This is a genomic window from Fictibacillus sp. WQ 8-8 (assembly GCF_024494405.1).
GTDB classification, from domain to species: Bacteria; Bacillota; Bacilli; order Bacillales; family Fictibacillaceae; genus Fictibacillus_C; species Fictibacillus_C marinisediminis.
In genome coordinates this window covers 134,848-159,233 of the sequence record NZ_JAMXKG010000008.1, presented here as the reverse complement: position 1 = coordinate 159,233, position 24,386 = coordinate 134,848, and the positions used below count along the sequence as shown (strand labels likewise).

Annotated in this window: 24 protein-coding genes; 16 read left to right on the top strand and 8 right to left on the bottom strand. The window is 45.1% G+C overall.

Translation table 11 applies throughout. The features are described from left to right. Window positions 1–168 precede the first annotated feature (168 nt). The 5 genes from M1K46_RS18165 (at window position 169) to M1K46_RS18145 (ending at window position 3,659) form a co-directional block, all read left to right on the top strand. Entirely contained in the window at window positions 169–321 is a 153-nt protein-coding gene (locus M1K46_RS18165) for a hypothetical protein (RefSeq protein WP_256227134.1), read from the top strand. Between the two features lie 87 nt (window positions 322–408). After that, window positions 409–1,071 carry an SIMPL domain-containing protein gene (locus M1K46_RS18160; RefSeq protein ID WP_256227133.1) on the top strand — a complete coding sequence of 221 codons (663 nt, stop codon included), beginning with the start codon at window positions 409–411 and terminating at the stop codon, window positions 1,069–1,071. Window positions 1,072–1,169: 98 nt separating this feature from the next. Then, entirely contained in the window at window positions 1,170–2,099 is a 930-nt protein-coding gene (locus M1K46_RS18155; protein WP_256227132.1) for an ABC transporter ATP-binding protein, read from the top strand. After that, window positions 2,096–3,196 (top strand): ABC transporter permease, encoded by a 1,101-nt coding sequence (locus M1K46_RS18150; RefSeq protein ID WP_256227131.1) that lies wholly within the window; start codon window positions 2,096–2,098, stop codon window positions 3,194–3,196. Before M1K46_RS18155 ends, M1K46_RS18150 begins: the two co-directional genes overlap by 4 nt. 28 nt (window positions 3,197–3,224) lie before the next feature. After that, a complete protein-coding gene (locus M1K46_RS18145; RefSeq protein ID WP_248251430.1) occupies window positions 3,225–3,659 on the top strand; it encodes a DUF6526 family protein in 435 nt (144 codons plus the stop codon). A 228-nt stretch (window positions 3,660–3,887) separates the two neighbouring features. Here M1K46_RS18145 and M1K46_RS18140 read toward each other — a convergent pair whose 3' ends face one another. The 4 genes from M1K46_RS18140 to M1K46_RS18125 all read right to left on the bottom strand — a co-directional run bounded on the left by M1K46_RS18140 (window position 3,888) and on the right by M1K46_RS18125 (window position 9,569). Further along, the gene (locus tag M1K46_RS18140; RefSeq protein ID WP_256227175.1) at window positions 3,888–5,291 is read right to left on the bottom strand and encodes a CitMHS family transporter; all 1,404 of its coding nucleotides are present in this window, start codon (window positions 5,289–5,291) and stop codon (window positions 3,888–3,890) included. Between the two features lie 46 nt (window positions 5,292–5,337). Further along, window positions 5,338–6,015, bottom strand: coding sequence for a response regulator (locus M1K46_RS18135; protein ID WP_256227130.1), 678 nt, complete (start codon window positions 6,013–6,015; stop codon window positions 5,338–5,340). Continuing rightward, window positions 5,987–7,612: an ATP-binding protein gene (locus M1K46_RS18130; RefSeq protein WP_256227174.1), complete on the bottom strand. Its 1,626-nt coding sequence runs from the start codon at window positions 7,610–7,612 to the stop codon at window positions 5,987–5,989. Before M1K46_RS18130 ends, M1K46_RS18135 begins: the two co-directional genes overlap by 29 nt. 298 nt (window positions 7,613–7,910) lie before the next feature. Beyond that, entirely contained in the window at window positions 7,911–9,569 is a 1,659-nt protein-coding gene (locus M1K46_RS18125; protein WP_256227129.1) for a glutamine--tRNA ligase/YqeY domain fusion protein, read from the bottom strand. A 313-nt stretch (window positions 9,570–9,882) separates the two neighbouring features. Here M1K46_RS18125 and M1K46_RS18120 point away from each other — a divergent pair, with 313 nt between their 5' ends. The 6 genes from M1K46_RS18120 to M1K46_RS18095 all read left to right on the top strand — a co-directional run bounded on the left by M1K46_RS18120 (window position 9,883) and on the right by M1K46_RS18095 (window position 16,804). Then, window positions 9,883–11,055: an ABC transporter substrate-binding protein gene (locus M1K46_RS18120; RefSeq protein WP_062238730.1), complete on the top strand. Its 1,173-nt coding sequence runs from the start codon at window positions 9,883–9,885 to the stop codon at window positions 11,053–11,055. Between the two features lie 77 nt (window positions 11,056–11,132). After that, entirely contained in the window at window positions 11,133–12,011 is an 879-nt protein-coding gene (locus tag M1K46_RS18115) for a branched-chain amino acid ABC transporter permease (protein ID WP_091007719.1), read from the top strand. Between the two features lie 12 nt (window positions 12,012–12,023). Continuing rightward, window positions 12,024–12,998 carry a branched-chain amino acid ABC transporter permease gene (locus tag M1K46_RS18110; protein WP_053355774.1) on the top strand — a complete coding sequence of 325 codons (975 nt, stop codon included), beginning with the start codon at window positions 12,024–12,026 and terminating at the stop codon, window positions 12,996–12,998. Further along, window positions 12,973–13,752, top strand: a complete 780-nt coding sequence (locus tag M1K46_RS18105) for an ABC transporter ATP-binding protein (protein ID WP_256227128.1) — start codon at window positions 12,973–12,975, stop codon at window positions 13,750–13,752. The genes M1K46_RS18110 and M1K46_RS18105 overlap by 26 nt, the downstream gene beginning before the upstream one ends. Beyond that, window positions 13,752–14,459 carry an ABC transporter ATP-binding protein gene (locus M1K46_RS18100; RefSeq protein WP_053355772.1) on the top strand — a complete coding sequence of 236 codons (708 nt, stop codon included), beginning with the start codon at window positions 13,752–13,754 and terminating at the stop codon, window positions 14,457–14,459. The genes M1K46_RS18105 and M1K46_RS18100 overlap by 1 nt, the downstream gene beginning before the upstream one ends. A gap of 179 nt (window positions 14,460–14,638) precedes the next feature. Beyond that, complete coding sequence (locus M1K46_RS18095; RefSeq protein ID WP_256227127.1) at window positions 14,639–16,804, top strand: FUSC family protein; 2,166 nt, start codon at window positions 14,639–14,641, stop codon at window positions 16,802–16,804. Here the strand turns inward: M1K46_RS18095 and M1K46_RS18090 are convergent. After that, window positions 16,801–17,241 carry a hypothetical protein gene (locus M1K46_RS18090; protein WP_053355770.1) on the bottom strand — a complete coding sequence of 147 codons (441 nt, stop codon included), beginning with the start codon at window positions 17,239–17,241 and terminating at the stop codon, window positions 16,801–16,803. The two genes, M1K46_RS18095 and M1K46_RS18090, sit on opposite strands and share 4 nt — an antisense overlap. A 249-nt stretch (window positions 17,242–17,490) precedes the next feature. Between M1K46_RS18090 and M1K46_RS18085 the strand changes: the two genes are divergently transcribed. The 5 genes from M1K46_RS18085 to M1K46_RS18065 all read left to right on the top strand — a co-directional run bounded on the left by M1K46_RS18085 (window position 17,491) and on the right by M1K46_RS18065 (window position 23,209). Then, a complete protein-coding gene (locus M1K46_RS18085) occupies window positions 17,491–18,435 on the top strand; it encodes a dipeptidase (RefSeq protein WP_091007731.1) in 945 nt (314 codons plus the stop codon). 70 nt (window positions 18,436–18,505) lie between these two features. Next, complete coding sequence (locus tag M1K46_RS18080; protein WP_256227126.1) at window positions 18,506–19,315, top strand: alpha/beta fold hydrolase; 810 nt, start codon at window positions 18,506–18,508, stop codon at window positions 19,313–19,315. Window positions 19,316–19,453: 138 nt separating this feature from the next. Continuing rightward, on the top strand, window positions 19,454–20,212 hold the full coding sequence (locus M1K46_RS18075; protein WP_256227125.1) for an alpha/beta hydrolase: 759 nt from the start codon (window positions 19,454–19,456) through the stop codon (window positions 20,210–20,212). A 160-nt stretch (window positions 20,213–20,372) separates the two neighbouring features. Continuing rightward, on the top strand, window positions 20,373–21,545 hold the full coding sequence (gene iadA / locus M1K46_RS18070; RefSeq protein ID WP_256227124.1) for a beta-aspartyl-peptidase: 1,173 nt from the start codon (window positions 20,373–20,375) through the stop codon (window positions 21,543–21,545). A 302-nt stretch (window positions 21,546–21,847) separates the two neighbouring features. Next, entirely contained in the window at window positions 21,848–23,209 is a 1,362-nt protein-coding gene (locus M1K46_RS18065; RefSeq protein ID WP_256227123.1) for an aspartate kinase, read from the top strand. A 62-nt stretch (window positions 23,210–23,271) separates the two neighbouring features. Here the strand turns inward: M1K46_RS18065 and M1K46_RS18060 are convergent, their stop codons facing one another. From M1K46_RS18060 to M1K46_RS18050, 3 genes are read right to left on the bottom strand one after another with little or no spacing between them, the layout of a single operon-like run. Beyond that, window positions 23,272–23,706, bottom strand: a complete 435-nt coding sequence (locus tag M1K46_RS18060; RefSeq protein WP_175501936.1) for a hypothetical protein — start codon at window positions 23,704–23,706, stop codon at window positions 23,272–23,274. Window positions 23,707–23,724: 18 nt separating this feature from the next. Beyond that, window positions 23,725–24,075: an ASCH domain-containing protein gene (locus tag M1K46_RS18055; protein ID WP_091007746.1), complete on the bottom strand. Its 351-nt coding sequence runs from the start codon at window positions 24,073–24,075 to the stop codon at window positions 23,725–23,727. A gap of 31 nt (window positions 24,076–24,106) precedes the next feature. Then, complete coding sequence (locus M1K46_RS18050) at window positions 24,107–24,304, bottom strand: YwbE family protein (RefSeq protein ID WP_091007749.1); 198 nt, start codon at window positions 24,302–24,304, stop codon at window positions 24,107–24,109. Between the last annotated feature and the right edge of the window lie 82 nt (window positions 24,305–24,386).

Below are 24,386 nucleotides of genomic sequence, written 5' to 3'. Positions count from 1 at the left end.
TTTTACCATATTATGAAACAAACGAGTAATCCTTCTCAATCCCTTTTACAAAACTTTTACACCCATATAGGTAATTTTTCCTGTTTTAACTATTTCCTCCTTTTTCCTGCAGGGAATAGAAAAAGGTATTCGGTGCAGGGTGGAAGGGTTTGGTTACTATGAGAGATCATGAAGTTGTTTCGTAACATCTGGTCAACAAAAGGGGCGATCCTTCACTCTGACCGAAAGCTGTCTGTTCAGCTGCTTCTGATGACGAGCCATTTATCCGCTTTGCATAAAAAGGAACGCCATTTAAAAGCTGTGCCATCCTCAGCCTCTTAAAGGTGAGCTGTCTTTAGGGGGCTTTGTTATGAGCCTGCGTTGTACCGCATAGACTATAATGTAACGGTACAATGGGGAGGGGCTTATATGTATTACAACCGGCCGGAATTTACAGCTGAACATATGAGGAACATCATCAAGGTAACCGGTGAGGGTTCCGTATTTGCCGTACCCGATCAAGCCAAGCTTTCCTTAGGCGTAATCACGGAAAATAAAGATGTGAACACTGCGCAAAAGCAGAACAATGAGATCATGGCAAACGTCATTCATGGATTGTTAACGATGGGGATCAAGAACAAAGACATCCAGACCTCACTCTATCGCATTGAACCGCAATATGTTTATGAGAACGGACAGCAGAATCTTAAAGGCTATCAGGTAAACCATCAGCTTCAGGTAACGGTGGATGATGTGGGCAGGACGGGAGCCGTGATTGAGACAGCGGTCAGCCAGGGAGCAAATTCCGTATCATCGATTCAGTTCACTGTGTCTTCTCCAGATGCTTTTTATAACCGAGCTCTGTCGCTTGCCGTAAACAGTGCACAGCAAAAAGCGATGGCTATATCCCGTGATCTTGGTGTCACGCTCAATCGGGTTCCGGCAAAAGTAACAGAGCTGTCAAAGGGCATCCATCCAGGGCCTGTTCCGTTTCAGGGAGCGATGCTGTCACAGGGAAGTTCCGTGCCGATCCAAACTGGAGAGAATGAGATTACGGCACGTATCGAGGCAGAATTTTTTTATACGCCATAAAAAAACATAAATTTCAAAAGAAATGAGTTAGAATCTCATAGAAGGGATCTAGCTCTTTTTTTTATGAATGAAAGTTTTTTATAGGATGGAGGATGGCAATGAGTTCACAGGAGCCCATTATTAAAGTAGAGCATCTCGTGAAACGCTATGGTGATTTTATCGCCGTAAAGGGAGTTGACTTTGAAGTACATAAAGGTGAAGTATTCGGGCTGCTCGGTCCGAACGGAGCCGGAAAAACGACAACGCTGGAAATGCTTGTCGGCCTGAGAAAACCGGATGAAGGAACAGCCTGGATCGGTGAATTTGATATTAAGAAGCACCTGGAACACGTCAAGGAAGTGATTGGAGTACAGCTTCAATCTACGACGCTGTTTGAACTGCTGACCGTTGAAGAGATTTTGAAAATGTATGCCAGCTTCTATCCCAAGCATATATCCATTCCGGATCTGATCGAAGACATGATTTTAACCGATAAGCGTAAAAGCCGGATCAAAAGCTTATCAGGCGGCCAAAAGCAGAGGCTGGCGATTGCGCTGGCACTCGTGCACGATCCCTGGATCATTTTCCTGGATGAACCGACAACAGGACTTGATCCGCAGGCTCGGCGTACCTTGTGGGATATCATTCTGAATTTGAAGGAAAGAGGAAAGACGGTCATGCTGACAACGCACTATATGGATGAAGCTCATGTGCTCTGTGACCGGATTGCCATTATGGATCAGGGACAGCTGATTGCACTGGATACACCTGAGAATCTGGTGAAAAATCTTCAGTCGGACAGCGCCGTTGAGTTCCGTTTAACAGAAGATGCAGCCGTCCTGGATTTAAAAGAAATTGAAGGGGTCAAGCAGACAGGCAGCCATAAGGATGTTCAAGTGCTTTATACCGATAATCTACAGCAGACGCTGACCAGCCTGATTCAGACCGCATCTGAAAAAGATCTGAAACTGACCGATCTGCAGACACGCACCGCCACTTTGGAGGATGTGTTCATCCATATGACAGGAAGGAGCTTGAGAGAAGGATGAAAGCATACTGGCAATTAACGTTAGCTCAATTACGCATTTTCCTGCGCAACCGCCAGGTCTTGTTCTGGACGCTTGCGTTTCCGATCTTCCTCATGGTCATGCTCGGCTCTTTTCTCGGCAATGGAAACGGCGTGTCGGTCACGATCGGATATGTGGACCAGGATCAATCTGCCCAATCTAAACAACTTGCAAGTCTTTTGAAGAAAAACGAAGCGGTATCACTCGAAAAATCATCGAGTAAAAAAGAGGCGCTCTCCAAGCTGAAAAAAGGAGACGTCCAGCTTGTACTGCAGGTCCCGAAAGGCTATGAAACAAGGATGAAGAGTGCGGCTCAGGGTGAAAAGCCGTTCAGGCTTCCTGTTTTTTATAATGAAACGAACATGGCTGTCTCGCAGGTTGGACAGCAGCTCGTGAATAATGCGGTCGATTCCATCAGTAAACAGAAGGCGGATTATAAGCCATCGGTGGTCATCAACCCAAAAGGGATAGAGACGCTGAATCTCCGCTATATCGACTTTCTTGTCCCGGGGATCGTGGCGATGATGATCATGAGCAACAACATGAACGGGGTAGCAGGACAGATCGCATCATGGCGTGAACGCGGAATCTTGCGGAGGATGCAGGGAACGACATTGAAAGCCCACACTTTTATCGCGGCACAGATTACCGCCCGGCTGATGCTGAACGGCTTGCAGGCACTCATTGTTCTTGGCGTCGCCCGTCTTGTCTTTGATGTGGAAATCCGGGGATCGTGGATGACCCTCGTCAGCTTTGTCATCTTGGGTACACTCGCGTTCATGGCGATTGGCTTTATCATTGCAGGGATTGCCAAAACACCGGAAAGTGCAGGACCGATCGCAGGCTTCCTATCTTTTCCGATGCTGTTTTTGGGCGGAGTGTTCTTTCCAATTAAAAATATGCCGGAATTTCTTCAGCCGATCGTGCATATCCTTCCCATAGCTCACTTAACAACTGCGATGAGGGAGACGATGAATGTTGGCGCTTCGTTTATGAGCCTGGGAACAGAGGCCCTGATTCTCGGCTGCTGGCTGATTGGTGCCTTTATCGTAGCGAGCCTCACGTTTAAGTGGGAATAAGAAGTTCGAAAATTAGGAGGAAAATAACATGGAAAATCAAAACTATCAAAACCATACACGGATGCATCCGTTGTTTCATTATGTCCTGTCCCTTTTCGTGCTGGGAACACTCGTAACAGCACTGGTTTACTTTGTCCGTTCGCTGAGTAATGGAGAGAATGTACTCCTTGCCTGTGTGGTGCTTTTAGCGGCAGGGTCACTGGTTATTCTATTTTTACTCGTAAGAAGTTACCCGCTGAAGGCGCAAGACCGGGCCATCCGTGCCGAAGAGAATCTGCGGCACTTTGTACTGACCGGCAAGCTCATGGATTCCAGGCTGACAACCGGACAGATTGTCGCCTTGCGCTTTGCCAGTGATCAAGAACTGCCAGCGTTGAGCCAAAGAGCAGCTGAAGAAAGTTTGCGTTCTAAAGAAATTAAGCAGGCGATCAATGAATGGCGCGGGGATTACTATCGGGTATAGGAAAAAACAGCCGTTTTGGCTGTTTTTTCTATGGGTATGGCCCTGTAAATAGATTTACCCTCCGAAATGAAACATTTACCCGCCAAAACAGAGGATTTACCTGCCAAAATCCAAAAATACCCTCCGAAACAGAAGAAATACCCGCCAAAACGATATTATGGAAACTAGCACACTATCATAAGCAAAAAAAAGAAAGGAAAGACACGCTGCCTTCCTTTCTTTTTAAACTCAAAACGGAATGATCGTTAAGACGAGAGCTACGAGAATCATTACCGCGGTTGCACCACAGGCCCATTTCAGGAAGCCTCGCTGCAAGTCTCCGAAGTCTTCGCCTACCATGCCGACTAATAGATAAGTAGAAGGGACCAATGGACTTAATAGATGGACCGGCAATCCTAAAAGGGAAGCGCGTCCGATCATGGCTGGATCAATGCCGTATCCAGCAGCTGCTTTGGCAAGCAAAGGCAGGACGCCGTAATAAAAGGCATCATTGGACATGAAAAAGGTAAACGGTGCAGAGATGATGGCTGTAATGAGCGCAAAGTGTGAACCCAATGCATCAGGGACATGTGTGATCATTGTGTTGGCCATAGCATCTACCATTTTTGTACCTGAAAGAATTCCTGTGAAAATACCTGCGGCAAAAACCATCGTGACGACAGATAAGGCATTATCAGCATAGTTGGCGATTCTTTCTTTCTGGTCACGCAGTTTTGGATAATTCATCGTAATGGCAATAGCAAAGCCAATCATAAATAAAACAGTTGTTGGCAAAAGTTCTTTGATCAATGCAACAAGAAGCAGGATTGTTAGCAGATAGTTCACTACGATGAGCTTTGGACGCTTTAAACCGACAGCATCAGCATCAACAGCAGCGGCCTGCATCGCCATTGTTTTATAATCAATCTCAAGAACACCTACACGGCTGCGTTCTTTTTTTCCGAGAATAAAGGCCATGAACAGGACGAACACTACGCCGCCGATCATGGATGGAATAACAGGCGTAAAGATATCAGACATCTCGAGGTGCAGCGCTGTCATCGCTCTGGCAGTAGGACCGCCCCATGGAAGGAGGTTCATCACACCGGACGCAGATACGGCAATACCGGCCAAAACAAGAGGCCTCATGCCAATTCTTTTGTACAATGGAAGCATTGCTGAGATGGTGATCATGTAGGTCGTCGTGCCGTCACCATCTAACGAAATTAACAAAGCCAGTACTGCTGTTCCGATGGCGATCTTTACAGGATCTCCTTTTACAACTTTCAGAATGCTTGAGATAATGGGATCAAACACACCGGCATCAATCATAATGCCGAAGAAGAGAATGGCGAACAGGATCATGATTCCTGTAGGCGCTACACTTTTTATGCCCTCAAGCGCCATCGGTCCGATATCTTTGCCGAATCCGCTAATCAAGGCGAAAGCTACAGGGACAACCATCAAGGCGATCATGGCGGTCAGGCGTTTTGTCATAATTAAAACCATGAATGTAAGTATCATTAAAAAACCTAATAATGCGAGCATCGTCTTCACCCCTTTTGTAAGTAAGTTGAGTGTAAACAAAATATTCTGAAATGAAAACGTTTTCAAAATAAAGTTATTAAAGTACTTTAAATTAATTTTGTACATAAAGTTCATGAGAAAACTAAAAGAGGACGGCGATTTCGCCATCCTCTTACAGGGGATAATATTTCTTTTCGGGGCGGCCGACAATGCCGTAGACAACTTCGGCTTTGGATTCGTTTATGGAGGAGAGGTACTCGAGATACCGGCGCGCAGTAATTCTTGAAGCTCCAATCTCGTTTCCGACTTCCTCTGCAGAAAGCCCGTCCCTTTTTGCCTGAAGGACGGCCTTCACTTTGCCCAGTGTGATCTCATCGATTCCTTTTGGGAAGCTGGTTCCTTTTTTGGATTGCTCAAGTTTCCTCTTATCAAAAATCAAATCAATCAGGTTTTGATTAACTTGTTCATTGGATGAAAGGAGAGCGTGCTTTTTAATAAATGACTGGATGATCTCATCAAATCGTTCTCGGCTCACAGGTTTGATTAAATAATTCTCCGCGCCATATCCCAGGGCTTTCTCAATGAACTCCTTTTCCGTCGCGGCTGTAATCATGATAATACTCAGTTTAGGAAAGTGCTCACGGATGAGAGGGAGGAGCTCAGAGCCCAGCATATCAGGCAGATACACATCAAGAAGAAGCAGGTCGGGTTCCGTTGTTTTCAGCAATTGCAGCGTCTGTTCTCCGGTCAATGCCTTTCCGACCACCTCAATCTCATTGAATTTCTTCAAAAACTTTTCATGTATATCGGCTATTCGAAAATCATCTTCGGCTATCGCTGCTTTGATCATATGAATCAGCTCCCTTATCATTCTTAGGAAGATACACCGTAAATACAGTACCAGTGCCTGGATTACTTTGCACTTCAATTATTCCATTCATATCCCGTACCGCTTCGTCCGCATTTGATAAGCCATATCCTCTTGGTTCATCTCCGTCTTTAGAAGTGTAGCCCCGATTGAAGAGAAGCGGTATTTCTTTAACGTTTATTCCTTTGCCATTATCCTCAATTTCAAAAATAATTTCACTGCCGATATCGGTAACAAAAAGCGTGACTTTCGGACTCTTCACATGATAAACCGCTTCGAAAGCGTTATCAATTAAATTTCCAAGAATAACAATTAAGCTGGAGAGCTTGAAGTGTGCCGGCAGTTCTTCCAGAAAACTATCACAAGCGATCTCAAACTGTATTTTTTTTTCAGAAGCTTTTCCCAGCTTGCCTAATAGAACCGCTTGTACTTTTGTATCTTTAATTTGGTTAAAGACGACGGAATTTTGAAATTGCAGGACCTGTGTTTCGCTTTTGATCATACTGATGGCCTGCTCATATTCACCAAGCTGCAAGAGACCATACAGAACATATAATTTATTGGTAAACTCATGGGTTTGCGAACGAAGGTCTTCAGAATACTGTTTGACTTCAGAAAGGGTATTGATCATCTGCTCCACCTCTGTTTTGTCCCGGAAGGAAGCAACCACACCGCTGATCTTGTTTTGATGAAAGAGAGGGGTACAGTTAACGATCACTGTTTTATCTTTCCAAAACATCTCTTTATCACTTTGGGGGTTACCGTGCTTTAACACCTCATAAAGATAAGCGGAGGGAAAGAGGCCGTCCACTTTCATATGCCGGACAGATCCATCAATATCGAGCAGCTTCTTGGCCGATTGGTTCATATTCGTTATCCGTCCTTCTTTATCAATGGCCAATATGCCCTCTTTAACGGAATGATACACAGCGTTCTTTTCTTTATACAGTGCGGCGATCTCATACGGTTCAAGCCCCATCGTATCTCGCCGGATATCTCTAGAAAGGATATAGCTCCCAATCACAGAAACCAGCAGTGCGATGAGAGAAACAAAAAGGACTTTTAATAAGTTGTTCATGATCTGTTCATGAATGTCTTCCAACAAAAATCCTACGGAAACGAGGCCGATGATCTTTCCTTGCTGGTTATAGATCGGGGATTTTCCTCTGAGAGAGGGACCGAGAGAACCTTTTGCCTGTGAAACGTAATACTCCCCTTTAAGAGCTCTGTCATTATCGCCCCCAGTCATTTTTCTTCCGATTTCTGAAGGGATGGGATGTGAATAGCGGATGCCGGATGTGTTGCCGACCACAATGAATTCAGCACCAGTATGTTTACGTATCTTTTCAACGAGAGGCTGTATCGTTTTGGATGGATCGCTCAATTTGAAAGCATCAATAACCGGAGGCATGAAGGATATGGATTTTGATAACTCGAGGGCCAGCCGTCCTTTATTTTCTTCAATTTGTTTACTCTCTTTATAACTGAAATACCCTGTCAGCAACAAGATCAGCAATGCACCCAATAGCAGGACGAGCCCGAGTATTTTAATCTGCAGCGAAACTTTTATGGCTTTCAGGCGGCATTCCTCCTTGTTTCCTTGTTTCTACTATACGCCAAAGCGTCTGTTTCCTTCAAATGGATATTGTTTGGATGGCCTGCCTGGGCGATTATGCGGTTTACCTGCCGAAATGAGTGACTTACCCGCGGAAGCAGATAATTTACCCGCCAAAATTTGAAAATACCCGCGGAAACAGCAGAAATACCCGCCAAAACGGCATTATGGAAACTAGTAACGCTCCCATCAGTATTTATTCAATCACAAAAAACCGGCCTGAGAGGCAGTTGCCCCTAAAGAACCGGTTTTTACTTTAAACTTAGAGCTTAAATGAACTTTTCAATGATACGATGCGGTTGAACACGATCTTGTCCTCGACCGCATGCTTTGGATCGACGTTAAAATAGCCGTGACGGAAGAACTGGAACTTGTCCTGCGGCTTCGCGTCCTTCATGTTTGGCTCGATGAACCCTTCTTGGATGGTCAATGAGTCTTCGTTGACGAAATCGATAAACGTTTTGTCTTCACTCTCATCAGCAGCCTTCAGATCTTCATCGCGGATCAACGGCTCGTATAATCGGAACTCAGCTGGAATGGCCTGTGACGCATCCACCCAGTGAAGGGTCCCTTTTACTTTACGGCCTGTAAAACCGCTGCCGCTCTTCGTTTCCACATCATACGTACAGTGAAGCTCGATGACATTTCCATCCTCGTCTTTGATGACATCCTCACATTTAATGAAGTACGCATGCTTTAAGCGGACTTCGTTGCCAGGGAAGAGGCGGAAGTATTTCTTTGGAGGGTTCTCCATGAAGTCATCCTGTTCCACATAGATCTCACGTGAAAAAGGAATTTGGCGTGTGCCCATTTCAGGGTTCTCAGGGTTGATTTCCGCATCCAGCATTTCAACTTGTCCTTCAGGATAGTTCGTAATGACGACTTTTAACGGATTCAGGATACCCATCGTACGAGGAGCCTTCATCTTTAGGTCTTCACGCACAAAGTGCTCAAGCATCGATTCGTCTACAGCACCGGACCCTTTGGAAACACCGGTCGCCTGTACGAATTCGCGGATCGCTTCAGGGGTATATCCTTTGCGGCGAAGTCCTGAAATGGTCGGCATGCGCGGATCATCCCAGCCGTCAACATAGCCTTCGTCAACAAGCTGTTTTAATTTACGTTTGCTCATGACTGTATTTTCGATATTCAGACGGCCGAACTCGATTTGCTGAGGTTGGCTTTCCATCTCGCACTCTTCTACCACCCAGTTATAAAGAGGACGCTGTTCTTCAAACTCAGTCGTACAAAGAGAGTGTGTTACACCCTCAATGGCATCCTCAAGCGGATGAGCGAACGCGTACATTGGGTAGATGCACCAAGCGTCTCCTGTATTATGGTGGGTCGCGTGGGATACACGGTAGATCACCGGATCACGCATGTTAATGTTCCCGGACGCCATGTCGATTTTGGCGCGGAGCACTTTTTCACCATTCTGGAATTCGCCTTTGCGCATGCGGTCAAAGAGGTCAAGGTTTTCTTCAACAGAACGGTCACGGTACGGGCTGTCTTTTCCGGGTTCAGTTAACGTTCCGCGGTATTCGCGGATCTCATCCGGTGACAAATCATCGACGTATGCTTTTCCTTTTTTGATAAGCAGGACAGCGCGGCTGTACATTTCCTCAAAATAGTCGGAGGCGAAGCGAAGGTTTTCCCATTCATAGCCCAGCCATGCGACATCGTTTTTGATCGAATCGACATACTCACGGTCTTCTTTAAGTGGATTGGTATCGTCGAAGCGAAGGTTGGTCTGCCCGTTAAACTCGTCGGCGAGCCCAAAATTTATAACAATGGATTTGGCGTGCCCGATGTGCAGGTAACCGTTCGGTTCTGGCGGGAAACGAGTGATGACGGTGTCCCGTTTGCCGGATTCCAAATCCTCTTTAATGATGCTTCTAATAAAATTCGAATTTTCTTCCATCCCGTATCAGCCTTTCTGTTAACATTCTATCTCACCATTATATCATTCACAGCAAGGAAACAAAATTGCCTTTAGCTACCTTAGCTATTATAAACAAAAAAAACTGTAAATCGCGCATCAATCTCCCGCCTTTTTTCGTTTTTTGTCTTTTTTTATAAAATTTTAGAAAACAAGCAGGAATTTTGTGCTAGATAAAATACGGTAGACGAGTTTAGAAATCTCGTGTAAAATATTTTCAGAATATTGATTTTATTTACAATATTTAAATATTGTAGGTAGTTTTCATTTTCACAAAAAATAGGGGGATGAGAAAATGAAGAAGAGAAAACTTGCTGGGATCTTTCTTTCCTTGTCATTATCAGCAGGAGTCATGGCGGGCTGCGGTGCAGCATCGACAGGGGGATCAGGAGGAAAAGAAACAATTAAAGTCGGGGCCAACCTTGAGCTCTCAGGAGGCGTAGCTTCCTACGGACAATCCATCGCAGAAGGACTTCAGCTTGGATTGGATGAAATCAATAAAAAAGGGATTAAAGGCAAGAAAATCAAGCTTGTGAAAGTAGACAATAAATCGGAAGCGGCAGAAGCGACGAACGGAGCAGTGAAGCTCGTCAGCCAGGATAAAGTAGCGGCTGTAATCGGTGCTGCAACGAGTACGAATACACTGGCTCAGGTACAGATCGCTCAAAGCAACAAAGTTCCGCTCGTCACACCGACAGGAACAAACCCTGATATTACAAATAAAGACGGCAAAGTGAATGATTATGTGTTCCGTACATGTTTCATCGATCCGTTCCAGGGAACAGTGGCTGCGAACTTTGCGACAGATAAATTGAAAACGAGTAAAGCGGCTGTGTTCATCGACAGTGCGAGCGATTATTCCAAAGGGCTGGCTTCAGCGTTTAAATCTGCTTATAAGAAAAACGGCGGCAGCATCGTGGCCGAAGAAGCCTATGTCGCTAAAGATACCGACTTCCGTGCTACACTTACCCGCTTAAAAGCAGCAAAACCGGACTTCATTTTCCTTCCTGGCTATTATGAGGAAGTCGGCTTGATCATCAAGCAAGCGCGTGAAATCGGCATTACAGCACCATTCATGGGCGGAGACGGCTGGGATTCTCCTAAACTTGTAGAGATCGCCGGACCGGAAGCGCTCAATAACACGTACATCACGAACCACTATTCTTCTGGAGACCCTGATAAGAAAATTCAGGACTTTGTAAATGCATTCAAGAAGAAATATAAAGGGAAATCTCCAGATGCCTTTAGTGCACTTGGCTATGATACAGCGTACTACCTTGCTGATGCCATCAAGCGTTCAGGCGATGCCAGCCCTGAAAAAATTGCAAAAGCATTAGCGAAGACAAAAGATCTTTCCCTTGTTTCCGGTAAATTGACATTGGATAAGAAACATGACCCGATCAAATCAGCATCTATTCTTGAGTACAAAGACGGCAAACAAGAGTTTAATACAAAAATCAATCCATAAGAGCAGTTTAACGAATAGGGGGCTCTGTCCCCCTATTCTGTGTTTTCAGGAATTGGACATATTAAGGAGTGTCGGAGATGGAACTCATACAACAGCTGGTCAATGGTATATCACTCGGCAGTATCTATGCCCTCATTGCTCTTGGCTACACGATGGTATATGGAATTGTTAAATTGATCAACTTCGCGCATGGCGATGTTTTTATGGTAGGCGCCTTTGTAGGCTTCTATTCCATTACAGTTTTGCACATCCCATTTGTCTTATCATTGATTCTTGCCATGGCGGTCTGTGCGATTTTCGGGGTGCTGATCGAACGCATCGCGTATAAACCGCTAAGGAACGCTACTCGGATCGCGGCATTGATTACAGCGATCGGTGTCTCTCTTTTAATTGAGTACGGCTTTATCTATGTAAGGGGTGCACAGCCTGAAGCGTACCCTGGCGATGTATTGCCGGAACATGCTATCCACATTTTTGGCGCGAAAATTAACAGCCAGTCGCTGCTGATCCTCGGTGTTTCGGTAGCGCTCATGATCATTTTACAGTTCATCGTACATAAAACGAAAATCGGTAAAGCAATGCGTGCTGTATCCTTTGATGCTGAAGCAGCACAGCTGATGGGGATTAACGTTGACCGCACAATTTCTGCTACTTTCGCGATCGGCTCTGCGCTTGCAGGGGCAGCGGGTGTTATTTTCGGAGTTTACTATATTAAGATTGAACCTTTAATGGGTGTCATTCCCGGACTAAAAGCCTTTGTTGCCGCTGTTCTTGGGGGAATCGGAATCCTTCCCGGGGCGATGGTGGGAGGATTGCTGCTGGGTGTCATCGAATCGCTCGTCAGTGCGTTTGGTTACTCTTTGTGGCGCGATGGGGCAGCGTTTGTTGTCCTTATCTTGATTCTCATCTTTCTTCCTTCAGGATTGTTCGGCAAATATAAAAGAGAAAAGGTATAAGGGGGAACGAATATGGCGATTTTTAAACAAGCTAAGCTCTTTTGGACATCCATCGTTTTGTCTCTCGTTATCTTTGGTGTTATCCAGTTCATGATCACGGGCCAAATGCTGAACCTCTTTTATGTAAATACACTGATCTTTATTGCTATTAATATCATATTGGCCGTCTCGCTTCACTTGATCATCGGCATTACAGGGCAGTTTTCTATTGGACATGCAGGTTTCCTTGCCGTAGGCGCGTATGCGTCGGGGATCATCACTATGAAACTGGAGCTTCCTTTTGCAGCAGCTCTTCTCGTTGGAGGATTGGTTGCCGCATTGGCGGGCTTTATTATCGGGTTTCCAAGTCTTCGGCTAAAAGGCGATTATCTTGCCATCGCAACTCTTGGATTTGGTGAGATCGTCCGTATTGTGTTTCTGAACCTGGATTATGTAGGCGGAGCGAGCGGCATGCAGGTCAACCACTTGACGACATGGCCGTGGGTCTTCGGCTGTATGCTCATTGCTATCCTTGTTATTGTAAACTTTACAAATTCCACACATGGCCGGGCCTGTATTTCCATTCGGGAAGATGAAACCGCGGCTGACGCGATGGGAATCAATACGACCTATTATAAGGTTACTGCCTTTGTCATCGGCGCCTTCTTTGCTGGAATTGCGGGTGGGTTGTATGCTCATAACTTCTACATTATCCAGCCTTCGAACTTTGGATTCCTGAAATCATTTGATATTTTGATTTTCGTGGTACTCGGAGGGCTTGGCTCCTTATCGGGTTCTGTTATTGCAGCGATCCTTCTAACTGTCGTTTCCACGTTCCTGCAGGACTATCCTGAAACGAGGATGATCATCTATAGCATCGTCCTCATTGTTGTCATGCTGTACCGCCCTCAAGGATTGATGGGGACGAAAGAGATTACGTCAATCTTCAGCAAAGGAAAGAAGACGAAGGGAGGAGCGAAGGATGGAAACAAGCAAACCGTTGCTTAAAGTAGACAACATCGGTATTCGCTTTGGGGGGCTGAGAGCGGTTTCGGATGTGAACATTGAATTGTTTCCTGGCGAGATGGCAGGACTGATCGGACCTAACGGTGCTGGGAAAACGACCTTCTTTAATATGCTGACCGGGGTTTATGTTCCAACCGAAGGGGAAATCTCGCTGAACGGGAAAAGGCTGAACAACCTTCCTCCTTACAAGATTACGAGAAATGGAATCAGCCGGACGTTCCAGAATATACGGCTGTTTGGGGAACTGTCCGTTATTGATAATGTAAAAGTGGCTTACCATTCGCAGGCTAAGCATACTCTTTTAAGCTCGATTTTCAGGCTTCCGGGACATTTTTCCGGAGAAAAGGAAATGGACGTGAAAGCGACAGAGTTCTTGAAGATTTTTAATTTGGACAGATTTAAAGATGAAAAGGCGAAGAACCTTCCATATGGCCAGCAGCGCCGTCTCGAGATCGCGCGTGCCCTGGCCGCCAACCCGAAGCTCTTGCTGCTCGACGAACCGGCAGCCGGGATGAATCCTCATGAGACAAAAGAATTAATGAATCTGATCGCCTTCATCCGGGAGCAATTCAATCTGACCGTTCTTCTCATTGAACATGATATGCCGCTCGTCATGGGTGTCTGTGAACGGATTTACGTTCTTGACCATGGCCAGCTCATTGCTGAAGGGACACCATCAGAAATTAAGAACAACCCAAAAGTCATCGAAGCGTATCTGGGCGAGGAGGTTTCATAATGCTGAAGGTAGAGGATATTAACGTTTATTACGGCAACATTCAGGCGCTTGAGGGCATATCGCTTGAAATCAATCAAGGCGAGATCGTTACGCTGATCGGTGCGAACGGAGCCGGCAAAAGTACTCTGCTTAAAACCGTTTCCGGACTGTTGAAACCGAAGCAGGGGAAAATCCTTTATGAGGGCAAATCGATCAATGGGAAAGCCGCACAAATGATTGTAAAACAGGGAATCTCTCATGTTCCTGAAGGCCGCCGTGTGTTTGCGAATATGACCGTAGAGGAAAATCTTCAGCTCGGCGCGTTCTTAAGGAAAGATAAAGACGGGATTAAGCAGGACCTGGAAAAGGTGTATGAGCTTTTTCCAAGACTGCTTGAGCGGCTGAAACAGCAGGCCGGAACACTGTCCGGAGGGGAGCAGCAGATGCTTGCCATGGGGCGGGCATTGATGGCCAGGCCGAGATTGCTGCTGCTTGATGAGCCTTCCATGGGACTGGCGCCGCTGTTGGTTAAGACAATTTTTCGAATAATCGAAGAGATCAACAAAGCGGGAACGACTATTTTACTCGTGGAGCAAAATGCGAATCTGGCGCTTTCCATCGCTAACCGTGCCTATGTCGTAGAGACAGGGCGAATCGTGCTGTCAGGTGATGCGGCGGAGCTCACTTCAAGCGAGCAGGTGAAAATGGCCTATCTTGGCGGACATTAATAAAAGATGCAAAAAAAATCGGTTCCTTTTGGAGCCGGTTTTTTTGCATGTACGGTTTATGGGACAGCAAATTATGGATATAAAATAAAGAGTCATTTTACAAGTTACATTCATTGTGTGAAGCTCACGTAAAACGATATAATGCACAGAAAAGCTAATTCAGCAGAAGGGGGGATCAAATGAGGTACTGGATGTATCGGCTGCTTGCGTCAGATCCAGGCAGGAAACGGTTGAGGACAGCGAGTAAAGTGACGCTGAGTGTCATTAGTTCAGTAGTAGTCATGCTGATTATCGTACTGAATGCCGGAGGTCAGATCACAGCAGCTATTTTTGCTGGTGTGGTAGGGATGATGGGGATTCTTGTAGTAAACGATGATACAGAAAAAGAACAGAAACTGACGACCGTTCTGCTTGCCGCCTCGAGTGCATGTTCTCTCGCCACCGGATCATGGCTATCCAAATGGGGGATTACAGCGGATCTGTTTTTACTTCTTGTTGTATTTTTAGCGCTTTATCTTCAACGTTTTGGAAGCCGCTACTTTTCTATCTGCATGATTGCATTCATGTCCTTTTATTTTGCTATGCTCCTTAAAGTTACTTTCGCTCAGGTTCCCTGGCTGTTTGCTTCCATAGCAACAGGTATTTTATTTGCTTACTTTTATAATTTTATCCTCATTAAGGACAAGCCTGAAGAAGTATTAAAACGTTCCATGGGTTCTTTTCATATACAGGCAAATCTTACGCTGAATATTGTCATTGATATCGTAAGGGATATTAAATTAGATAAGCAGAGGCTGGCAAATCTCGACCGGAATGTCAAAAAGCTCGGAGATTATGCACGTGTAGTCTCAAATGAGCTTGGTTCTACAGATCCAGGAGGTATATGGCCCGGTCTCAGCACCAGCCAGCTTCGCCTGTACATTTTTGATACAGCGATGCTGATGGAAACCTTGTCACCCTCCATACGACGTCTAAAAGAACACCGGGCGCTCGAAAACCATTCAATACGTTCCTCGCTGCTGCTTGTTATTCAATCCATTCGTGAGGCCGAAGTGCTCAACAGGGAACAGGTGCATTACTTGGAGAACGCAGCAGCCAGTTTACAATCGCTCCGGCAGCTGCTTCGTACTTTGAAGCTGGATAAAAGAAATGAAGAATGGCTTTACCTGATCCGGAGGATAGAGTCGATTGCCAATCATATTATTGATGGGGCGTTCGGACTTCAACAGTCCCTGCAGAGAGCAAGCAGTGATGGCGGAACTTCGGATCCGCTTGAAAAAGAAGACACTGAAGAAGATGCAAAGAATGAAGAAGAGGAAGGGATGCGTCCTACGACCAAAAAAGCCATCCAGGCATTGATCGCAGGAGGCTTATCGATTGTGCTCGGCCACATATATTCCCCTGCTCATCAATATTGGATTTTACTGTCCTGTTTTGTTGTCCTTCTCGGAACGGAAACAGTCGGCCGTACGCTCGTCAAAGCTGTACAGCGGAGCGTAGGGACCTTTTTAGGTGCAATAGCCGGCTTCATTATCGCCCTGTATTTAACCGGTATTCAGGATATTATCTTGCTCTTCATTTGTGTTTTCCTGGCTTTTTACTTACTGCCGATTTCTTATACACTGATGATGTTCTGGATCACGATGCTGCTTGCATTGATGTATGATATCCTCCTTGGCGGCATCAACGAGCAATTAATGGCAGCGCGTGTCATTGATACCGTTGCAGGGGTCGGGTTGGGGTTTGCGGTATCTGCTCTCGTCTATCCGCAGAGAACACGGGATAAAGTCACAACCTCTACTGTAGAGTACCTGAATTCACTTAAGGAGTACGTGGACAATTATATTGACCGTTTCAGAGAGAAGCACTCTGCTTTCAACCTGGCGGATCATGCGCTGGAGCTCGATCAGCTGCTGCAGACACTGATAGACGACGCAAGCCCGTTATACAGAGGCTGGTTTGGCCGATCCGGCATTCAGCAGCAGCTCACCGTTCTGACGGCCATCAACTTTTACGCCAAGCATCTGGTTGCTTCTTCAACACGAAAAAGCCAGCTGAACACTGACGAAAAGTTTGAAGAGCTGATAAACCATGTTCAGCTCTCACTGACGGATAATATTGAAGCACTGAGTGCGGTGATCAGAGGAGAAGGGCAGGCACAAATTGTCAATTTGGAAGAGGAACGTAGACAATTGGAACGCCTGCCGGAAGAGTCTGAATCAAGCGAACATGAAATGCTTAACCATCTCCGCCTGTTACACAACGTTCATTATATTTGGCGGATCAATGAGTCCATTGTTTATCTGGCCAGGCAGCTCGGTGCCGAACCGAAAAGCAAAGGTTAGTGAACGGCGTGAGAACGGGATGGTGCACAGTTTTGGCAGGTTTTTTGGTTGAAGCGCTGTTCCGGGGGGAATTTAATGCTGCAGTATTGGCACGTCCGATACTGCTTTTTTCGTGAACGGATGGTTGAAACCAATGTATTTAATATTTTCTCTTGCCGTTCTTCTCTGCTTCCTGACTCCAGCATCTCCCATTCAATCAGATGCCGTTTTACCTTAGAGGGAGCAGGCCGGGAAGGATCTATCTCCTTAAAAGAGTGGTAGCCGAACTGCAAGCCGTCTTCATCTCGGCAAATAAAAAAGACCGGTTTTTGTTCACAAAACCCTTCAACTGTAAACAAGAAGGTTTCGTCACGGATTTTTTCATCTTTCATATCGATTTTTTCTTTATGGATGAGGCGGGACAGCCAGCGGGCCGCCTGCGCCTTAGTAGATTTCATACGCATTATCCTTTCTTTTATATTCTGTATCAAAACTATGAATCTAAAGAACTAGTCAGTTATTAGACAATTTCGACATATTGTGTCAAAACTCCTCTTGCAATGAAAAAAATTAGCAGGATTCTTTATTTTATGTGAAATGGCTGGGGATATTGACCTAAGTCATCCAATAAAAATAGAGGAAAAGCAGGAGGAGAGCGGTCTTTCAAGAAGTAAATACATACGTGAGTAAACAATAAGGAGTAAAACATGAATATCATTGATTTTCATTGTGACGCATTATTAAAACTGTATGAAGAAAAAGGGAAGCTAAGTTTTGCATCTGCCCCTGAGCTCGAGACGAATAAGGAGCGGCTGAAAAAGGGGCATGTAAAAGTGCAGTGTTTTGCTATTTTCATTGAACCTGAGATTCCGTCAGATCAGAAGTTTCAGGCTGCGCTTGGCCAGGTGGATCTATTTTATAAAGAAGTGCTTGGCAAAAATCCAGAGATGAAGCATATACGCTGCTGGGAAGATTTTGACAGGATTCAGGATGGCGATATTGGTGCGATGCTGACACTGGAAGGGGTAGATGCCATTGGAAATGATCTCTCCAAATTGCACATCCTCCATCAATTAGGCGTTCTTTCTGTCGGGTTAACGTGGAACACGGCGAACCTGGCTGCCGACGGGGCAGGAGAACCGCGGGGCGGGGGATTGACCGTGTTTGGAAAAGAGGTTGTTGACTTCCATAATAAGCATCAGATTCTAACAGATGTTTCCCATTTAAGTGAAATGGCCTTCTGGGATGTACTCGAGATCGCTGATTATCCGTTTGCCAGCCATTCCAATTCCAAAGAACTTTGTGACCATCCGCGAAATTTAACCGATGAACAGGCGAGTGCGATGTTTGAAAAGGGCGGTACGATTCATGTGGTATATAATCCCCCCTTTATCAATCAAGATCAGGTCAAAGCATCTATTCCTGACTTAATAAAGCACATTGATCATTTTTGTGGACTGGGTGGAGTGAAACAGATCGGCTTAGGTTCTGATTTCGACGGCATCGCCAACTTTATAACGGATTTGGAGAATGCGGCTAAAAGCCAGAATTTAATTAATGAACTGCTCAAGCACTATTCCGAAGAACAGGTGAGAGGGTTTGCTTTTGATAACTTCATGAATTACCGGCCGAATGTTAGAAAAGTAAAGTAATAGGTTCAAGTCTGAATCGAAGCTGCATATATAGCCGATAAGGCCCATTTAAGGAAGGGAGCGATAACACATGCCTTTTGCACAGGTTGAAGACCATGTAGAGCTTTTTTATGAAGAACGGGGAACAGGAACACCTGTTATATTTATCCATGGAGTCTGGATGAGCAGTAAATTTTTTCATAAACAGCTTTCGGCTCCTTCTAAAAGCTACCGAACGATCACACTGGACTTGAGAGGACACGGACAATCCTCCATGGTTCATCACGGACACACAATTGCTCAATATGCGCGCGATGTCCATGCGTTTATTCAGAAGCTGGATTTAAAGAATGTCGTTTTGGCCGGCTGGTCCATGGGAGCTTTTGTGATTTGGGACTATCTGCAGCAATTTGGGGAAGACCACGTAAAAGGGACAGTGATTGTAGATGAACTTGCTTCCGACTTTAAATGGCCGGATTTTCCGATCGGTGCTTTTGATCTGCCGGCACTGACTCAATTTATGAGAGACATTCAAAGTAATCGGAGGGCAGTACTCGAAGGCTTTGTCCCTCTTATGTTTAAAGAGGAGCTGTCTGAGGACGATTTTTCCTGGATGATGGCCGAAGTTACTAAAATGCCGGAGTCGATTGCGAGTGCGGTATTGTTCGACCAATCGATTGTGGATTACCGAGGTTTTTTAAGCAAAATTAAAAAACCGACCTTACTCTGTTTCGGAAGAGAAGAAAAGCTCATACCTGTAGCAGCAGGTGAACATCTGCGGGAAAACATTTCTGATTCCCGGCTGGAAATCTTTGAGCAAAGCTGCCATTGCCCGTTTCTTGAAGAAAGTGAGAAATTCAATGAGGTCATAGAACAGTTTATTCAAACACTGAATGACTAGAGAAAAGAACCCGCTTTTTCGAGCGGGTTTTGTTATGCACTTGAAATCCTTGGAGACAGAAGCGAATGGCAAGCAGGACTCTCATCCCTTTAAACGAAGTGTTAGGTGTACAAATCCTTTAAATGGAAGGTGATATCCATGGAAGACAGGGCACTAAAGTATCCGGTTTTAAAAGATGCAGAGGCGTTTTATTATGAAGGCAGCCAGGTGGGGATTTTGGTCTCGCACGGTTTTACTGGTTCAACACAAAGCATGCTGCCTTTGGGCAAGGCTTATGCAGAAGCAGGCTATACCGTTTGCGGTCCCAGGCTTAAAGGGCACGGTACCCATTATGAGGACATGGAACAAAGCAATCATCAGGATTGGATTGCATCTGTGGAGGAAGGATACCAATGGCTGAAGGAACGCTGCGATACGATCTTTGTTACGGGACTTTCCATGGGGGGGACGTTAACCCTTTATCTGGCTGAAAAATATCCGGAAATCAAAGGAATCATACCCATTAATGCGGCTATAGATATCCCGGAGATGGAACCGTTAAAAAATGCTGCAGAGCCCCGTTTTCTGGACGCCATCGGTTCGGATATAAAAAAAGAGGGTATATTAGAACTTGCCTATGAAAAAACACCGGTCCAATCTGTGAAGGAAATTTTAAAGCTTATGGAAGAAGTTAAGAATCATCTTGACCAAGTAACGTGCCCTGCGTTCATTTTCGTTTCGGAGGAAGACCATGTCGTACCATCGCTGAATTCTCAATTCATCTATGAACAGATCTCTTCAGAGGATAAAGAATTGTATTACATGAGTGACAGCTACCATGTAGCCACCCTCGATCATGATCAGGAAGCTATTATTGAACATACGCTGACCTTCATCCAGAGGCAGCTTGCTAAATGAAATAAGAGGAATCCGGCATAAAAGCCGGCTTCTTTTTATAATCTCGACAAATAATTTATGCCCTCTGAAGTAATCGATGTGTAAAATCACCGCACGCTCCTGCTATCCGAGTACACAATAGACAGCTGGGGCAATTGACAAAATTGGAGGGAACAAAGCAGTGCTTACTTTAATAAAAAATGGAGATGTATACAGCCCGAATCATCTGGGGCAGAAAGATATATTGCTTGCAGGCGGAAAGATCGGCTATATCAGAAAACAGATTGATATTCCGGACAGCTTTGTGCCGATCACTGTTATCGATGCAACAGATAAGCTCGTTGTACCGGGCTTTATCGACTCCCATGTCCACATCACTGGCGGTGGAGGAGAGGGAGGCTTCAAAACACGTACGCCTGAATTGATGCTGACTGATGCTACAACTGCCGGCATTACAACGATGGTCGGGCTGCTTGGGACGGATGGAACGACGAGGAAAATGGAGAGTCTTCTAGCGAAAGCTCATGCCCTTGATGAAGAAGGAATCACCACCTATATCCATTCCGGATCATATCAGCTGCCTGTACGCACCATCACAGGCAAGGTTGAAGAAGATATTATTTTTATCGAGAAGGTCATTGGAGTGGGGGAGATCGCTATCTCAGACCATCGTTCTTCAGAACCGACTTTTGAGGAATTAACGAAGATAGCAGCAGCTGCCCGCAACGGAGGCTTGCTTACAGGGAAAGCCGGTATTCTAGAAGTCCATATTGGGGCCGGTGAATCGAGGGTTCAACCGATAGAGGAACTGATCGAACGAACGAATATACCGTTAATGCATTTTCATCCGACTCATATTAACCGTACCGAAGAACTTTTTCATGACGGTATCCGCTTTGCCAAGCGGGGCGGTTTTGTTGATTTGACGACGAGCACCATACCGAAATTCTTAGAAGAGGGCGAAGTGAAATGCAGTAAGGGACTTAAGATGATGCTCGATCAGGGCGTTCCGATCTGGAACATCACGTTCTCATCTGATGGCCAGGCAAGTCTTCCAATTTTTAATGAAGATGGGGAATTTAAAGGGCTGCAGGTAGGAAAAGTTTCTTCGCTGTTTAAAGAAGTCAGAGATGCTGTCCTGCAGGAAGGGGTTTCGCTTGAAGACGCGTTAAAGGTTATCACCTCCAACCCCGCCCAAGTATTGAAGCTTAAGAACAAAGGCTTTGTGCATGAGAAGAAGGATGCCGATCTTGTGCTTTTAACTAAAGATACATTGGCTATTGATACGGTTATTGCTAAAGGGCAGGTCATGGTTCAGGACGGTATACCAGTTGTGAAAGGAACATTTGAGTAGAAAACGAAGGAATCAAAGCCATTTGACCCAGTAAGAGTAAAAGTAAAATAGATTTCAAAGGTTCTGTCGGGTAATCCTGACAGGACCTTTCATTATTTCCCTGTTTCATGAATATTCCCTCGGAAATAATCGAAAAACCGCAAATATTGCCCGGGAGTGTTAAGTAATACTTAATCATTAGTTCTTTTAGAGAGGACATTTGTTTTCTATGTATGGAAAATACCCTTGCATCTTATACTGAAACGCGTAATAATAGTAACTAAAATTTACCGGACAAATACTAACAGTAGGGGATGTTAAAAATGAAAGTCGTGAAATTCGGTGGTTCATCTTTATCGTGTTCAGAGCAGGTGGAAAAAGTGTTTCATATTGTCGTTTCAGATCCGGAACGTAAAGTAGTCGTGGTGTCAGCCCCGGGAAAACGGTTTGCAGAAGACACAAAGGTTACGGATCTTTTAATAGAATGTGCTGCAGCGTATCTTCAAGGAAGAGAAGAACAAAACGCGTTTCAAGGCATTATTGACCGTTATGAAAGCATTGCTGAAGGGCTTCAGCTTCCAAGGGAACCGGTCACGGAAATTAAAGCGAACCTCTTGGAATTATTGAACAGAGACCGCAGTAATCCGCAGAAATATATGGATGCAGTAAAGGCGAGCGGGGAGGACAGCCATGCGAGGCTGATTGCGGCTTATTTTCGGCACAAAGGTATAGATGCTCATTATGTTAATCCCGAGGAAGCAGGTCTTCTTGTTACTGACGAGCCGGGAAACGCCCAGCCACTGCCGGAAACCTATGACTCTCTATATAGACTTAGAGACCGGAAAGGTATCATTATTTTTCCGGGTTTTTTTGGCTTTAATCGAGAAGGTGAGATTGTGACCTTTTCCCGGAGCGGCTCAGATATTACCGGTTCTATTCTGGCAAGCGGCATAAAGGCCGATGTTTATGAAAACTTCACGGATGTGGATGCCGTCTATTCAGTAAACCCTACAATTATTAACCGTCCAAAAGAAATAAGTGAAATTACGTACCGTGAAATGCGTGAACTCTCCTATGCTGGTTTTTCTGTATTTCATGATGAAGCGCTCATGCCGGCCTTTAAAGCAGGCATACCGGTCAACGTGAAGAACACGAATCAGCCGAAAAAACCTGGAACCATGATTGTAAAAGAAAGAGAGCTGGCTAATGGCCCTGTTATCGGTATTGCCAGTGATGATGGCTTTTGCAGTATCTATGTCAGCAAATATCTTTTGAACCGCGAGATTGGATTTGGCCGCAGGCTTCTTAGCATTCTGGAGGACTTTCACCTATCGTTTGAGCACATGCCATCAGGAATTGATGACATCTCCATCATTCTCAGGCAGGATCGATTCACTAAATCTGTGGAGGAACAGATTGTTAAACGGATTAAAGAGGAGCTTCAGGCAGATGATGTAAAAGTAGAACGTGATTTGGCTCTTATCATGATGGTGGGCGAAGGGATGAGAGAAAGTGTAGGAACGGCGGCCCGTGCATCAACGGCTTTGGCCAAAGCGGAAGTTAACATCGAAATGATCAATCAGGGTTCTTCTGAGGTAAGTATGATGTTCGGTGTAAGAGTGAGCGATGAAAGAAAAGCAGTTCAGGCATTGTATGAGGAGTTTTTCGCCGGGGTAGCGGTATAGACATATTTTCATGGATAAAAGAAAAAAGGAGCTGATCCAAAAATGGGATCGCTCCTTTTTCTCTACCATATTACAGGCTTGGCAACCATGAACCATAGCATGGCCATCATGAGGGCCATGTAGATCCAAATTGCTTTTTTTAGTTTGGTTACAAGAGGATTCCTTTGTTCTTCAAGGTCTTTAAACCTTCGTATGGTTGGCGAAAAGGCTCTTGCGAGAAAATAAAGCGAGCAGATTAAGATGATGATCGTGGTCAACAGCCATGGCGTTGTCCACGATCGGTTCGTAATCAGTACGAGCAATACCCCGCTGACAACAAGGACATGACCCGCATGCTTGGCAAGACGGACAGCTGCCTTAAAGGAGTCCAAGTAAGCCTCTTCATTGCCAGGACCTGCTGTTCTTAGCTTCTTTAATAAAGGAAGCAAAATAAAGAAGGGCCCGACTGATAAGATGACGCTAAGAATATGAATATAAAGCACAACACGATAGGCCATGTTCATTGAGAGCTGCTATTACTCTTCCAGCGCGCGGAATTCATGAACCCATACTTTCATGTGAGGCAGCCAAGGCATACCAGGGTGGATCGAGAGAATGGAATTTTTATAGCCTTCCACATCTTCAAAGCCTTCCTGTTTTGCATGCTCGTCTGTTAATTCGCCAAGCGCCTGGGAATACACGTTTTCAACAATAAACTTTGAGCCTTTAAGCTCCATGATTTCCCCGATGTCAGCATATCTGCCGTTGCGGCGAGTGGCTGTTTTTTCTCCTGCAAGTACTTTTTCCACGTCCTCAGGAAGGGTGACTAAACGTTCAATCGTACATGTTTTTGGCGGTAGTTCGCTGTTTTTTATTTCATTGCTCATTTTGGTTCCTCCTTGTTTTGAAGCGCTAGCTCTAATTGCTGATTATTTCCTTCACTCTGCCTACTTGTCCATTTTGGAGCCGTACTTTAATTCCGTGCGGATGGAAAGCAGCGTTCGTCAGGATATCCTTCACAATACCATTTGTGAGTTTGCCGCTTCTTTGATCTTGTTTTAAAACAATATTAACCTCGAGTCCTGGAGAGATGTCTTTCCGGTTCTGTCCATTCACTGTAAACACCTCCTGCAGTCCATTTTCTTTTGAATTATATCATTCTTTCCATAAATGAAGGAAATCGAGATGCTTCGAAAAG